11 protein-coding genes and 1 tRNA gene are annotated in these 13,226 nt (G+C 64.3%); 2 read left to right on the plus strand and 10 right to left on the minus strand.

The genetic code is table 11. The features are described 5' to 3' along the window. Positions 1–189: 189 nt before the first annotated feature. From recJ to J7I12_RS01615, 7 genes are all read right to left on the minus strand, one after another. Positions 190–1,923 (minus strand): single-stranded-DNA-specific exonuclease RecJ, encoded by a 1,734-nt coding sequence (gene recJ, locus J7I12_RS01585; protein ID WP_118229136.1) that lies wholly within the window; start codon positions 1,921–1,923, stop codon positions 190–192. Then, positions 1,920–2,855: a tetratricopeptide repeat protein gene (locus J7I12_RS01590; RefSeq protein ID WP_118229135.1), complete on the minus strand. Its 936-nt coding sequence runs from the start codon at positions 2,853–2,855 to the stop codon at positions 1,920–1,922. The genes recJ and J7I12_RS01590 overlap by 4 nt, the downstream gene beginning before the upstream one ends. 87 nt (positions 2,856–2,942) lie before the next feature. Beyond that, the gene (gene pyrF, locus J7I12_RS01595) at positions 2,943–3,704 is read right to left on the minus strand and encodes an orotidine-5'-phosphate decarboxylase (RefSeq protein WP_130957952.1); all 762 of its coding nucleotides are present in this window, start codon (positions 3,702–3,704) and stop codon (positions 2,943–2,945) included. Positions 3,705–3,725: 21 nt separating this feature from the next. Further along, positions 3,726–4,334: a guanylate kinase gene (gene gmk, locus J7I12_RS01600; RefSeq protein WP_118229134.1), complete on the minus strand. Its 609-nt coding sequence runs from the start codon at positions 4,332–4,334 to the stop codon at positions 3,726–3,728. Beyond that, positions 4,331–4,588: a DUF370 domain-containing protein gene (locus J7I12_RS01605; protein ID WP_118229133.1), complete on the minus strand. Its 258-nt coding sequence runs from the start codon at positions 4,586–4,588 to the stop codon at positions 4,331–4,333. Before J7I12_RS01605 ends, gmk begins: the two co-directional genes overlap by 4 nt. 3 nt (positions 4,589–4,591) lie before the next feature. Beyond that, positions 4,592–5,473, minus strand: a complete 882-nt coding sequence (locus J7I12_RS01610; RefSeq protein ID WP_118229132.1) for a YicC/YloC family endoribonuclease — start codon at positions 5,471–5,473, stop codon at positions 4,592–4,594. A 479-nt stretch (positions 5,474–5,952) separates the two neighbouring features. After that, positions 5,953–6,028: transfer RNA gene (locus tag J7I12_RS01615), tRNA-Lys, on the minus strand. A 167-nt stretch (positions 6,029–6,195) separates the two neighbouring features. Here J7I12_RS01615 and J7I12_RS01620 point away from each other — a divergent pair. After that, positions 6,196–8,064, plus strand: coding sequence for a protein-disulfide reductase DsbD family protein (locus J7I12_RS01620; RefSeq protein WP_288908256.1), 1,869 nt, complete (start codon positions 6,196–6,198; stop codon positions 8,062–8,064). A 140-nt stretch (positions 8,065–8,204) separates the two neighbouring features. After that, positions 8,205–8,681 carry a chemotaxis protein CheW gene (locus J7I12_RS01625; RefSeq protein WP_118229131.1) on the plus strand — a complete coding sequence of 159 codons (477 nt, stop codon included), beginning with the start codon at positions 8,205–8,207 and terminating at the stop codon, positions 8,679–8,681. Between the two features lie 691 nt (positions 8,682–9,372). On the opposite strand, the gene J7I12_RS01630 is transcribed toward J7I12_RS01625, so the two are convergent. Genes J7I12_RS01630 through J7I12_RS01640 form a run of 3 tightly spaced genes read right to left on the minus strand, consistent with a single transcriptional unit; the run spans position 9,373 to position 12,999 of the window. Continuing rightward, positions 9,373–9,621: a hypothetical protein gene (locus J7I12_RS01630; protein ID WP_118229129.1), complete on the minus strand. Its 249-nt coding sequence runs from the start codon at positions 9,619–9,621 to the stop codon at positions 9,373–9,375. A gap of 2 nt (positions 9,622–9,623) precedes the next feature. Beyond that, the gene (locus J7I12_RS01635) at positions 9,624–10,244 is read right to left on the minus strand and encodes a GDSL-type esterase/lipase family protein (protein WP_118229128.1); all 621 of its coding nucleotides are present in this window, start codon (positions 10,242–10,244) and stop codon (positions 9,624–9,626) included. A 7-nt stretch (positions 10,245–10,251) separates the two neighbouring features. Next, positions 10,252–12,999, minus strand: coding sequence for a TIGR03960 family B12-binding radical SAM protein (locus J7I12_RS01640; RefSeq protein ID WP_130957953.1), 2,748 nt, complete (start codon positions 12,997–12,999; stop codon positions 10,252–10,254). Between the last annotated feature and the right edge of the window lie 227 nt (positions 13,000–13,226).

The following is a 13,226-nucleotide window of genomic DNA, read 5'->3' on the forward strand; positions in this document are numbered from 1 at the left end:
CACGGGGCAGCCGTGCCGTTCAGACGTGTGCCCGCTGCTTTTTGCGTAGCTCCCCGCGAAAAATTTTTCTTTCTGCCAGGGTACGTCCGGCGCGTTCCCTGAGGGAAAGAAGTTTTTTGAAGGATGGGGGGTGTGGGGGGAAGGGAACTTTTGTTCACAAAAGTTCCCTTCCCCCCACAAAATTTTCCCCTAAACGGGCTGCCAGTCTTTGATGCCTACGTCTACGGAGGCGACGCCGTTGTAGGTATCCAGCCTGGGGGTATAGGCCACGCGGATGCGGCGGCCCACCAGGGCGGGGGTGAGGTCTTTGCCCAGACCCCAGGCTTTGGCGCTGAGGGTGACGCCGCAGTTTTCGTCCTGGAGGCGCAAGCGGGCGTGTTCCGGGTTGCGGCCCAGGGGGGCGCGGTCGCGCACCAGCAAAGGCGGGGAGGCGAAGACGGGTTCGGCATTGCCGGGGCCAAAGGGGCGCAGCAGTTCCAGCTCTTTGAGAAAGTTGCGGTTGCTGGCTTGGTCGAAGCCCAGTTCGCCTTCCAGGGTGAGGCTGGGGATGAGGGGGGTAGGGCCGAGGATATCCGCGCACACGGCTTCAAAAGCGGCGCGGAATTCGGCGATTTTTCCAGGGGTGAGGCGCACGCCGGCGGCCAGACGGTGACCGCCGAAGCCCAGCAGGCAATGGGCCGTGCGGGCCAGACCCGCGTGGAGGTCAAATTCCCGCACCGAGCGGCCGGAGCCTTTGACGCCGCCGCCGTCATCGCAGAGGATGACAGTGGGGCGGTAGAATTCTTCCACCATGCGGGAGGCCACAATGCCCACCACGCCGGGGTGCCAGTCCTTGCCGTAGAGCACCAGACCGGCGCGGGGTTCGCGGCCCAGCAGGTCCAGGGCCTGGGCGCGGGCGGCAAGGTGGATGCGTTCTTCTTCTTCGCGGCGGCTGGTGTTGAGGGCGTCCAGCTCCTGGGCCAGGGCGGCGGCCTGGGCGTGGTCTTTTTCCCGCAGCAGGCGCAGGGCAAGGGCCCCCTGGCCCATGCGGCCAGCGGCGTTGATGCGCGGCGCCAGGCGAAAGACGGCCTGTCCGCTGCTCAGGGCGGCGGCGGGGTCCAGTTTGCTCACGGCCTTGAGGGCAGCCAGGCCAGGCCGGGCCGTAGCGGCCATGTGGGCAAGCCCGCCGCGCACCAGAATGCGGTTTTCGCCCTTAAGGGGCATAACGTCCGCCAGTGTGCCCAAGGCCACCAGGTCCAGCACGTTGTCCATGCGATGGCGGCGGCCCGTGTGCGGGGCCAGGGCTGCGTTGAGCGCGCCCATAAGATAAAAGGCCACGCCCACGCCGGCCAGGTGGGGGCAGGGCAAGTCCGCCTCTGCGCAGAGGCGGGGGTTGCAGAGGGCCTGGGCCGGGGGCAGGTCCGGACCGGGCAGATGGTGGTCTGAAACCACCACGGTCATACCCAGTTCGCGGGCGCGGGCCACGGCGGCCACGTCGGCAATGCCGCAATCCACGGTGAGCAGCAGGCCGCAGCCCTGGGCGGCCAGAGCTTCCATCTGGGGCACGTTGAGGCCGTAGCCTTCGCTGCGGCGGTCCGGGATGTGCCAGTGGGCATGGATGCCGTGGCCTTCCAGCACGTCCAGCACCAGGGTTGTGGCTGTGATGCCGTCCACATCGTAGTCGCCCCAGACAGCCAGGGATTTGCCGGCCAGCAGCTCGCGGGCCAGGAGGTCGGCGGCTTCGGGAATCTGCGGCCAGCGCGAGGGCGGGGTAAGGGATCCCAGGCGGGCGGAGAGGAAGGCGTCTATGTTCTCTTTGCAGGTAAAGCCCCGTCGCCAGAGCAGTTCCAGAAGGGGGAGGGAAATGCCCAATTCTTCGGCCCAGGCCGGGGGCGGCGCAGGGGGCTGCCCCGCGGGCGCTTGCCGTTTGTGCCAGATTTTCACGATGGCGTTCCGCCTCTCGGTGAAGGCAGAGGCGCGGCAGCGGGAGCGGCTTGCGCGGCTGCGGCGGCCGGTGCGGCGGCTTTGCTGGCGGCCTGGAGGGCCGCGCGCACATCGTCCACCCGTTCGGCGGGCACTAGTTGCTTCTGGATGAGCCAGGCCAGGAATTTGAGTGAGGGTTCGTGGCGGGGGGCTAGGCGTAGGGCGTGCAGCAGGTTGTCGATGCAGCTTTGCAGATCTTTGGCTTCCAGCTGCACGCGGGCCATATTCATGTAGAGATTTTCGTCGTTTTGGGTCAGCTCCAGGGCGCGGCGGTAGTAGGCCAGGGACTGCTCCAGCATGTGGTTTTTGCGCAGGTTGATGCCGAATTCGTTGAAGAGGTGTTTGTGCTCAGGCTCAAAGGCCCCATCCAGCTTAACCAGGCGCTCGAAAATATCCTGGGCGCGGGCTGTGTCGCCGCGTTCCAGGTAGGTGAGGCCGATGCCGAAGTTGGCCCGCACATTTTCTTCGTCGATTGTAAGGGCGTGGTCGTATGCGTATTCCGCAGTGAAGGTATCGCCTTTTTCGCGGTGGCTGTCGCCGTTTTCCACGCTGCGCTGCAGTTCCATCATTTTTGGAAACACGGAATTGAGATAAAATTCCGGTTCCGGGGCGAATTTGCTGAGCAGTTCGTCCAGGGTGATTGTGCGCTTGGGGCCGCTGGGCACATAGTTGGGGTTGAGGGGTTGGCACTGGATGACGTTGCCCTGCTGCTCCACAAACCAGAAATTTTTTTGCACGGTTTTGCGGGTGGTGGTGCCGGTGCCCACCTTGCGCACCTCTTGGGTGGAAAACACGCCGCGCACCTGCGTTTTGCCGTTGGCGGCAGGGGCGGCGCCGGGCGCGGGGGCCGTGGCGGCGGGCTTGGGAGCGGATGTGGGATCGGATGCGGCCATGATTTCCTCGTCTGCCGAATTCCGGCCAGAAAAGGCTGGCCGGAAGGCGTGCAATGTACGTCCGGAGCGCGGTTGCGGCCAGGGGCCTTATGCCGGTGCGCCGCCCGGACCGGAAGGCTGTTGCCCGGTAAAATCCGTGGCGGCCAGGCGGATGGCGTCTGCCATGTCTTGCGCAGTCTGAACCGGGTCCGGCGCGGTAAGAATGGGCCTGCCGACCACCAGGTAGTCCGCCCCGGCAGCCACGGCCATGGCCGGCGTCATGACCCGGCGTTGGTCGTCGGCGGCAGCGCCCGTCGGGCGGATGCCGGGGCAGAGGCAGCGCAGGTCCGGACAGCGTTGTTTGATCTCCGGGGCCTCGTGGCCGGAGCAGACCACGCCGTCCAGGCCCCAGGCCGCTGCGCCCTGGGCCAGGGAGAGGGCGAATGCCCTGGGAGTGGCGGCAATGCCCGGCATTTCGTCCTGGGCAAAACTGGTAAGCACCGTGACGCCGAAGAGCAGCGGCCCGCCGTTGGGCAGGCCCGCAGCGGCCTCGCGCGCCGCGCGGCACATGCGTTCCCCCCCCTGGCAGTGCAGGGTGAGCAGATCTGCGCCGCCGGCAGCGGCAGCCTTGACGGCCTGTGCCACCGTGTGGGGAATGTCATAGAATTTCAGGTCCAGAAAAACCTTGAAGTCCAGGCCGCGCAGGGCTTCCAGCAGGGCTGGGCCAGCCAGGGTAAACAGCTCCATGCCCACCTTGCACCAGGGCACGATGCCGCGCAAGCTCCGGGCCAGGGAGAGGGCACGGTCTTTGTCGGGCAGGTCCAGGGCCGCCACCAGTTGGGGGCAGGGGAGGGCGCGGGTCGAGGGCATATTTTCCTCAAACATACGGTTTCAGCGGGTCAGCAGGGCGTCCACCAGGCCGGGGTTGCGCGCCGGGGCCAAGGTGGCCGCGAGGTACACGGCCCGCAGCTGGTCGTAGGCTTGATCCAGGTCGTCGTTAACCACCAGAGCGTCGTACCAGCGGGACGCGGCCATTTCCTGCCGGGCATTGGCCAAACGGCGCTGAATGCTCGCCTCATCGTCCAGCCCCCGTCCGCGCAGGCGGCGTTCCAACTCGTCCAGACCGGGCGGCAGGATGAAGACAAAGACGGCCTCGGCGAGGCTGAGCTTGAGTTGGGCGGCGCCCTGCACGTCGATATCGAAAAGCAGATCCGTGCCTTGCCGCAGAGTCTGCTTTACCGGATCCAGCGGCGTGCCATAAAGATTGCCGTGCACTTCGGCCCACTCGGCAAACTGCTTTGCGGCGCGGCGGCGTTCAAATTCCGCGCGCTGCAAAAAGTGGTAGTCCTTGCCGTCCACCTCACCCGCACGGGGGGGCCTGGTGGTGCAGGAAACGGAGTAGGCAAAGCCGGGAAATTCCTGCTGCAGACGCTTGACCAGGGTGGTCTTGCCTGCGCCGGAAGGGGCGCTCAGAACCAGGGCGATGCCTTGGCGGGTCATCGGGTTTCTTCCTCTTGCGCAAAACGTTGACTGATGGTCTCCGGCTGAATGGAGGAGAGGATTACGTGGTTGGAATCCGTTACCAGAATGGAGCGGGTTTTGCGCCCCTGGGTGGCGTCGATGAGCCGCCCTTCGGCCCTGGCGTCCTCGCGCAGGCGTTTCATGGGCGAGGAGGCGGGGCTGACAATGCCCACCACCCGGCCCGCCAGCACATAGTTGCCGAAGCCGATGTTGATAAGTCTGTCACGGGGCATGGATTATTCCAGATTCTGGACCTGTTCGCGGCATTTTTCCAGTTCGTTCTTAAAGTCCACCACCAGGCGGGAAAGCTGCACGTCGGGCAGTTTGTTGCCGCAGGTGTTGATTTCGCGAAAGCATTCCTGCAGGGTGAAGTCCAGCCGTCGCCCGGCGTCGCCCCCGGACTGGAGCAAATCGTGCAGCCGGGCCAGGTGTGTGCTGAGGCGAGTGAGCTCTTCGCTCACGTCCAGTCGGTCGGCCAGGGTGACGATTTCCTGCAGAAAGCGGCCTTCGTCCAGCTCCTGACCATTCTGGCCCAGGGCCTCGGCCAGGCGATCGCGCAGCTGGACGGTTCGTTCGTCGCGGATGGCCGGCGCGCGTTCGGCGATAAGGCCGGTCCATTCCTCCATGCGCAGAATGCGGGAATGCATGTCCGTGGCCAGGGCACGGCCTTCGGCGGCGCGGGCTTCGTTCCAGTCTTCCAGGGCCAGAGACAGGCCTTCTTCCAGGGCGGCGGCGGTGTCTTCGTCCAGTTCTTCGCCGTTGTCGCCCCACAGGGCGCTGATGCCCAGCAGCAGGTTGTAGTCCGGGGTAAAGTCGTCCCCGCGGGCCAGGGCCAGGGCCTGCAGGCCGTCCAGCATGGCCGCGGCCTGGGGCGCGTCAAAGCGCGTGGCCGGCGCGCCGCCCGGGGCGTACTGGAGCATAAGGCTGATGTCCACCCGGCCGCGCGAGGCATAACGCCGCACGACCTTTTCCAGCCGCGCCTCCAGGCTGCGCAGAGCGGGGGGCAGACGCCATTTGAGGTCCAGGTGGCGGCTGTTGACGCTTTTTACTTCCCACTGCTGGGTGAAAAGGGGGCTTTCCACCACACAGCGGCCAAACCCGGTCATACTGCGAAGCATGGGGATCCTTCCTGCATTTAATTAAGCAAGTGTAGGCCAAGGCAAGGGCGAATGCAAGTGGCCCGCCGGGCGGAGGCTGTTCCGCCTGCACGGGAGGGCGCAAACCGTTTGGAGCGCAGACCGGGCCTGTCGTCAAAAAGGGGCAGAGCGGTCCGGAGAAAGCGCTTGCCCCTGTCGTTGAGGTACTCCGTAAACCGTGGATATCCACTTTGACGCTGCGCTGCCCGGCATGATAAAAGTGGCCTAGCTGATGGTTATGGCGGGGATGTATGCAAGCTGGCTATCGGTTGTCATGGCCAATAGTGCGATTTTATTGTTAATACGCTTGGTCATGCTGGCCTGGGCCGCACCTGGTGAACCGTGGCGTCACAGAGCGGCGGGAAGCCCAAAGGCAGTGCAGGAGTATTCGGAATGAGCCCTTCTCAGAGAAATAAAATAAAAAAAGGACTTAGATTTTACTCTAAGTCCTTGCTTTTCTTTGGTGGGCCATCAGGGACTCGAACCCCGAACCAACTGATTAAGAGTCAGCTGCTCTACCAATTGAGCTAATGACCCGTGCAACGTGAAAAGGGGTTTACCCGCATGGGCCGTCTCTGTCAAGAGAAAAGGAAAAAAATTTGTCAAAACGGTGTGATTTAGTGAAACAAGAGCAGGGCCTTCCCGCAGAATCGGGCGTTTTTTCCCGGCCTGAAGCACGGCTGTGGGCGGCATGTCTGGGCGTTTTGGCGCTGCTGCTTTTGTGCGGGCTTGGGCGGCCGGGCGCGGCTGATGCCGCCAGGCTGGGGCGCCAGCTGGAGGTGGCCCGCGACGGCCAGAACCTGGTGTTGGCCCTGCGGCTGCACATTCCTGAAGGCTTCCACGCCTATAGCCATGAGCCGGGCGACGCGGGAAGGCCCACGGTGCTGACCCTGGAGCCTGCGGGCGGGCCGGCCGCGCCGGTCTGGTATCCGACGGGGGCCGTGCAGCGCGACTATTACGACCCTTCGGTGACGGTTTCCGTATATGAGGGGGAAACCCTCCTCTTTGCGCGCGTGCCCGCGGCAGCGGCGGGCAAACCGTATACGGGCGCGCTGAGCCTGCTTTTATGCTCTCCGCGTCAGTGTCAGCCCGTGGACGAAACCCTGCAGGGCGCTCTGCCTGCGGACCCGCCCCCACTGGAGGCGCAACCCTGGGCCGGTCAGTGGCGGCGGGTAAGCGCGCAGCCGCCGGCCCAGGCCACAGGTGAAGAGACGGCGCAGGAGGACGGTGCGGCAATACCGCCGGGCGCTGTCCGTGCCCCTGCTCCCGGCACGACTGTCGGTCTGCCCCCTGGCGACGTCCTCACAGCGCCGCAGGCCGCCCTGCCGCCGCCCGACGGCTTTGACCTGAGCCTCACGCCGCGCTATCTGGACGCCAGTCTGGAAATTTCCGGTCTGGGCAAGGCCTTGCTGTTTGGCATGCTGGCCGGGCTTTTGCTCAATATCATGCCCTGCGTGCTGCCCGTACTGACCTTTAAGGTCAGTGGGCTGCTGCTTATGGGCGGCGGCGGCAAGGAGGGCCTGCGGCGCTTTCGGCAGCACAATATCTGCTTTGCGGCCGGGGTTATGACCTTGTTCAGCGCCCTGGCCCTGGTTCTGGGCCTGGCGGATCTTATGTGGGGGCAGCTGTATCAGAATCAAGCCGTGCTCATGGTTATGCTGCTGCTGGTTTTTCTTATGGGGCTTTCCATGCTGGGGGTGTTCACCCTGCCGGTCATCGACCTCAAGGCGGGCGCACAGAGCAAAAATCCCTGTCTGCAGGCTTACGCCAGCGGGCTGGTTTCCACCTTTCTGGCCACGCCCTGCAGCGGGCCTCTGCTGGGGGGCGTGCTGGGCTGGGCCTTTACCCAGCCGCTTATCGTGGTTGTTGTTGTGTTCTGGTCCGTGGGGCTGGGGATGGCCTTGCCCTATGTTTTGTTCAGCATCTGGCCGAACCTGGCCCGCATTTTGCCCAAGCCCGGCATGTGGATGCGTATTTTTGAGCGCATGGTGGGCTTTTTGCTGCTGGGCACAGCGCTCTATCTGCTTTCCATTCTGCCGGTGGAGCGGCACATGCAGGTACTGAGCATGCTGCTGGTGGTGGCGCTTTGTGCCTGGCTGTGGGGGCAGTTTTGCGGTGTGGACGCGCCGCCCCTGCGGCGGCGGCTGGTAGGCGGCCTGGGCGGGCTTTTGCTGGCTACGGCCATGGTGCTGGTTTTGCGGCCCGTGGCGCCTTTGCCCCAGTGGCGGACGTTCAGCCCGGAAGTTTTCAGCGCCTCGCTGGGGCAAAAACCGTTGTTGCTGGAATTTACGGCGGACTGGTGCCCCAACTGCAAATTTATGGAAGCCACAGTGCTTACTGACGAGCGTATGCGTGGCCTGCAGGCCCGTTACGGGCTGGAACTGGTGCGTGTGGACCTGACCCGCGCCGACGCCTATGCTGTGCGCCTGCTGGAGGCTTTAGGCAGCAAGAGCATCCCGCTCACCGCGCTTTTCCCGGCCGGGGCGGGTGCGTCGCGTCCCCTGGTGCTGCGTGACGTGTACGGCGTGCGGGCTCTGGAGTCGGCTTTACAGCGGGCTTTTGACGGGAGCTGATTTTTTTATGGTCTTGAGGCCTATGGTTTTTTACGGTCAGGCCGATACAAACCAGTGTGTGCCACGAGGGCCCGCGCCGCGGCCTGCCCGCCGCAGCGGCACGGTTGTGCGTGGCTTGGCGTTCTGACAAGGGAGCGGATATGGATCTGAACCAGAAAAAACAGGAAGACGAACTTCTGCAGCTGGTGACCTTCAGCATCGGCGAGGAAGAGTTCGGGGTGAATATCCTGAAAGTGCAGGAAATCATCCGCACTATGGAGATCACCAAGGTGCCCCGGGCTCCGGAATTTGTGGAAGGCGTCATCAACCTGCGCGGCAAGGTCATTCCGATCATCGATCTGCGGCGGCGTTTCGGCCTTGCCCCCAAGGCCCACGACAAGAACACGCGCATCATCGTGATCGAAATCAACAACATTATTGTGGGTTTTGTGGTGGACGCCGTGTCGGAGGTGCTGCGCATTCCGGCAAGCACGGTGGAACCGCCGCCGCCGGTGGTGGCCGGGGTGGACTCGGACTACATCAGCGGCGTGGGCAAACTGCAGGACCGTCTGCTGATCATGCTGGATCTGGACAAGCTGCTTTCCAGCGAAGACATGGACATGTTGAGCGCCGTTTAAAGCCGGTTGCCTTGCGAGAGGCCAAGGCCCGCAAGCGCTTTGGCGGCGGAACCTGCTCACGCAACTGCCGGACCGATTCCGGAAGGGCATTGCTCCGTCGGGCAGGCTCCTGCCCCATACCGAACAGTGCCGGTGGAACGCGCGTTCCACCGGCACTGTTGTTTTACGCGACAGCCTGTTTTTTTTGCTAGAGCATTTAACACTTGAAATGCTCGCTTACGGCAGGCAAAAGCCTGCCTTCTCGCATTTCGTGGCAAGGATTTTCAAGAAAATCCTTGCAGAGCAGTTAGCTCATTTCATTCGCTAACTGCTCTAGAGTGTAAGCATATTACCTTTAAGAATATGTATCCTCAAAGTTGAACAGGCTCGTTCCGGCGCTTGTCCGCGCAAATACCCAGCGGTACTGTCTGCATCCGTAACTGGTGCTGCTGTCTTGGCCTGTAACTTCCTTCGTCGTAACGGGAAGCTCCTGCGCCGTAACAGCTGAAGCTACGCTTGCGCCCCACGGCAGGCATCTGCTCATGCAGTCGCCAGGGCAATTTCAAAGTGAAATTGCCTTATTACAGCCGCCTGTGCCCGGCTGGGCGCACAAACGCCGCGGCCGCGCGTCTTTCACGGCATATTTTACGGGCGGCATCCCCCGGGAAAAACAGCGCAAAAAGCAATAGCGCAAAAACCAGCGTCCTGCGAATTACAGCCTTACGGAGCGCAGCGCCGAGGCGTGGCCGCCCTTGGCGCGGCGGGAGGAACGCAGACGCAGCTCTTCCACAATCAGGCGCTCATAGTCCGGGGCAATGGTGATTTCCGTGTGCAGTTCCGCGCTGATCATACACTCAATCTGCTGGGTTTCTTCCCAGATTTCCAGCAGTTCGTCCTCAGCCAGGTTTTTGACGCGTTCGGCAAAGGGCTTTTCGTCGGGAAAGGGCATACAGGATCCCATGATCATGCTCCTGATAAGCTGAAAAAACGGCGTACGCAGGGTTGCGCCAAAAGGGTTTTTGCCATAAGCGCGCAGCCTTGGGGGCCGGGGTGCAGGCCGTCGCTCAGGTCTTGCAGATAGGTTTTGTCGGCGGCCAGAGCGCTGTATGCCTCCGCAAAGGGCAGGCCCAGGTCGGCGCAGATTTTTTTCTGGCCCGCATTCAGGGCGGCCAGACGTTGCCGCGTGTCCGCGTCGGCCACCGGCGGCGGGCTGACCACCAAGGTGGGGGCCAAGGCCTGGGCTGCCGTCAGCATAGGGCGCAGGTCCGCCAGGACTGCATCCTGGTTGCGTGGCGTGCCGCCTCCGGGCGCGGCCATATCCACTACCCCCACACAGAACACCAGGCGCGGTTCCATGCCGGGGATGCGCCGGGCCTCCATTTCTGTCCGCCAGCGGCGCGCCACGTCCGCCGTGCCTTGCCGCCGTGCGCCCAGATTATAGAAGGTGGCGCGGGGGATGCCGTACAGACCGACTTCACGCCCCAGTACGGCCAGCCGGCTGACCCAGCCGCCGGGCATCTGGTCGTCGTTCACTCCCAAAGTGAGCGAATCTCCAAAAAAGAACCAGGTCGGCGTACGGGACATGGGCTCCTCACGGACGGGTCTGCCCGTCGGCAAAGATTTGCGCGGTCTTGCACAGATGCAGCCGGGGCTGCAGGGAAGTTTCTTCCCCCAGAGGCTCCAGAATGGCCAAACACAATTTTAAAGGCGACAGATATGCACTACCCCAGTCGGCCACAAATGTCACGGCACCGTCGCCTTTCGCCACATCCCAGCGCGCCAGCAGGGGGCGCAGGTCTGTGGTGCGCGGTCCCTTTTTGGTTTCACGGCTGCGGGGGCAGGAATCCAGAGCGGCAAAGGCGGCAAAGCAGTGGGCGACCTCGCGGTTTTCCGCTGCTGTGGGCAGGCGGCAGCAAAAAGCCTCGGCCACGGCCTGTTCTGTGCGCGCCTGTTTGGTAGTGCGTTCCACAGCGGTCACTTCCATGCCCAGCGGCAGGTGCGGGGCCAGCTGGGCGGCCACGGCTTCGGGCGGCAGGTTCTGGTGCAGGGTCAGGGCAAACCATTCCGCTGCGCTTTCCACGCCCACGGGCAGGGCGCGGCCAAAGGACACCAGCGGCATGGGGTGGAAGCCCTGGGAAAAGGCCAGGGGCAGGCGCGCCCGGCGGAGTGCCCGGTCCAGCACGGCCTGCAGCTCCAGCTGACTCAGCCAGGCGCTGCCGGCGACCCTGCTGTGCCAGACGCGGTACTGAGCCGCCTTGACGGTCAGCTCCGGCGCCACGCCGGGGGGCCGGTTGCCCTGAACGCGACAGACAATGCGGCCGGTATCGTCGCGTCGGGGCTGATGGGCCGCCTGGTCGCGCTGGGCAAAGACCAGGCGGTTGCAGTGCCGGGCGGCGTCGGGCCAGGCCGGCGCGCCGAAGGGACTGTCCGCCTGGCGTGCGGGGGGCGCGTCTGCGGTTGCCGTTGCCGGTGCGGCCTGCATGCCGTCCGCGTCCGTGGGGTACGCCGTTTCCGGTGTGGGCGTGTGGGGCAGACGGGAAGAACCGGCCCTGGTGTCGCAGGCCCCGCACTGACGGCAGGCCCCGTAGCGGCAATCGTCGGTGATTTTGCCGTCCAGGGCGCGGCGGTATTCACGCAGCAGAAAGTCTTCGGAAACTCCGGCTTCCAAATGGCTCCAGGGCAGGGGCGCGCCGGGCTCGCGCGGGCCGGTATAATCCTCGGCCCTGAGGCCGCAGGCTTCCAGGGCTTCCAGCCAGGGGTTCAGGTCAAAGCCTTCGGCCCAACTGCAGAACACGGCCCCTTTGCGGTAGGCCAGCTCCACCACGTCGGCCATGCGCCTGTCCGCGCGGGAAAGGATGCCCTCCAGGTGGCTCATGGCGGGTTCGTGCCAGCGCAGTTTGAGGCACTTCAGCCCGCGGAAGGCGTCGCGAACCAGGTTTACCCGGCGGCGGATTTCGTCCTGACTGCTCTGCGCTACCCACTGGAAAGGGGTGAAGGGCTTGGGCACAAAGGGGGAGAGGGCGGCGGTTACCTGCAGGCGGGGGCCGCCGGGGCCGGCGGCGTCGCGCACCTTGCGGCAGAGGTCGGCAATGGCCGTGAGGTCCGCGTCCGTTTCCGTGGGCAGGCCGATCATGAAGTAGAGCTTCACCTGCCGCCAGCCATGTTCCAGCAGTTTTTGCACGTGCAGCAGCAGGCCTTCTTCGCTTACGCCCTTGTTGATGACGTCGCGCAGGCGCTGGCTGCCGGCCTCTGGGGCCAGAGTGCAGCCTGTGCGGCGCAGCTCGGCCATGCGTTCCATGATGGCGTCGTCGATGGAGCCCACCCGCAGCGAAGGCAGGGAAAGGCTGATCTGTTCTTCGGCGCAGCGGTCCAGCACGCTCAGGCTCAGGGTCTTCAGGGCGGAATAGTCTCCGGTGCTCAGAGAGAGGAAGGAAATTTCGTCAAAGCCTGTTTCGTCCAGGCAGCGGCGCAACAGGCTGTGAATATTTTCCAGGGAGCGCTCTCGCACAGGGCGATAGACCACGCCGGCGTGGCAGAAGCGGCATCCGCGCGTGCAGCCGCGGGCGATTTCCAGCGAGAGCCGGTTGTGCACGGCCCCCACGGGCACCACTTGGCGCACGGGATAGGCGGCCTTATTGATGTCTGCCACAATGCGCCGTGCCGGGCGGGCATAATCCGCCACAAGGGGGCGCAAAGGCGCGCCGGGCGCGGCCGACACGGGCGTGAACAGAGATGGCACGTACACGCCGGGGATGCGCCGTGCCGCGTGGAGCAGTTCCTTTCGGGTCCAGCCCCGGTCGCGGGCTTTTTCCAGCAGTTCCAGCACGTCCGGCAGGCTTTCTTCGCCGTCGCCCAGAACCATCAAATCCACAAATGGGGTCAGGGGCTCGGCGCTGAGCAGGGCCCCGCCGCCGGCCATCACCAGCGGACAGGCGTCCAGACTTTCTGGCCGGTCCGCGCTACGCAGGGGAATACCCGCCAGGTCCAGCATATAGAGCACGTTGGTATAGCACAGCTCGTGGGTGATGGAAAAACAGAGGGCATGCGTGCGGACAAGGGGGGTATCCGACTCCAGGGTGGCCAGGGGGGCGTTGTGCTCGCGCAGCACCTGCGCGGCTTCACGCTCCGGAGCCATAACCCTTTCAGCCCACCATTGGGGCCGGGCGTTGACCACGCCGTAGAGGATCTTCTGGCCCAGGTAGGACATGCCCACCTCGTAGGTATCGGGAAAAGCCAGGGCTACGCGCAGACGGACGCGGGTGGGATCTTTGCGGCAAACGTTGTCTTCAATGCCCGCGTAGCGGCTGGGGCGTGGCAGCAGGGGCAGCAGCTCGCGCATGTCGTTCCTTGGTTAGGGGTACAAAAAGGGCGGCGCAGGGCCGCCCGAAAATAGCGCAAAATGCGGTGGGAGAATTTTTTGGCGGTGCGGCGCGTCTGTCGCGCAGCGGCCAGGATTCTTTGGTGAGCCAGTATGACGCCAAAACATTTTACCGCTGAGAAAGCCAATTCTCAACGGTAAAATGTCCCCAACAGGTTTTTGGCGTAAAGGGCGCACAGGCCGGGAAA

This window comes from Desulfovibrio diazotrophicus (genome assembly GCF_902498985.2).
Lineage (GTDB): Bacteria > Desulfobacterota > Desulfovibrionia > Desulfovibrionales > Desulfovibrionaceae > Desulfovibrio > Desulfovibrio legallii.

Bases quoted from the DNA above. Each gene is read 5' to 3' on its own strand.
- J7I12_RS01590 (WP_118229135.1), bottom strand. From the start codon at position 2,855: ATGGCCGCATCCGATCCCACATCCGCTCCCAAGCCCGCCGCCACGGCC.
- pyrF (WP_130957952.1), bottom strand. From the start codon at position 3,704: ATGCCCTCGACCCGCGCCCTCCCCTGCCCCCAACTGGTGGCGGCCCTG.
- gmk (WP_118229134.1), bottom strand. From the start codon at position 4,334: ATGACCCGCCAAGGCATCGCCCTGGTTCTGAGCGCCCCTTCCGGCGCA.
- J7I12_RS01605 (WP_118229133.1), bottom strand. From the start codon at position 4,588: ATGCCCCGTGACAGACTTATCAACATCGGCTTCGGCAACTATGTGCTG.
- J7I12_RS01610 (WP_118229132.1), bottom strand. From the start codon at position 5,473: ATGCTTCGCAGTATGACCGGGTTTGGCCGCTGTGTGGTGGAAAGCCCC.
- J7I12_RS01625 (WP_118229131.1), top strand. From the start codon at position 8,205: ATGGATCTGAACCAGAAAAAACAGGAAGACGAACTTCTGCAGCTGGTG.
- J7I12_RS01630 (WP_118229129.1), bottom strand. From the start codon at position 9,621: ATGGGATCCTGTATGCCCTTTCCCGACGAAAAGCCCTTTGCCGAACGC.
- J7I12_RS01635 (WP_118229128.1), bottom strand. From the start codon at position 10,244: ATGTCCCGTACGCCGACCTGGTTCTTTTTTGGAGATTCGCTCACTTTG.
- J7I12_RS01640 (WP_130957953.1), bottom strand. From the start codon at position 12,999: ATGCGCGAGCTGCTGCCCCTGCTGCCACGCCCCAGCCGCTACGCGGGC.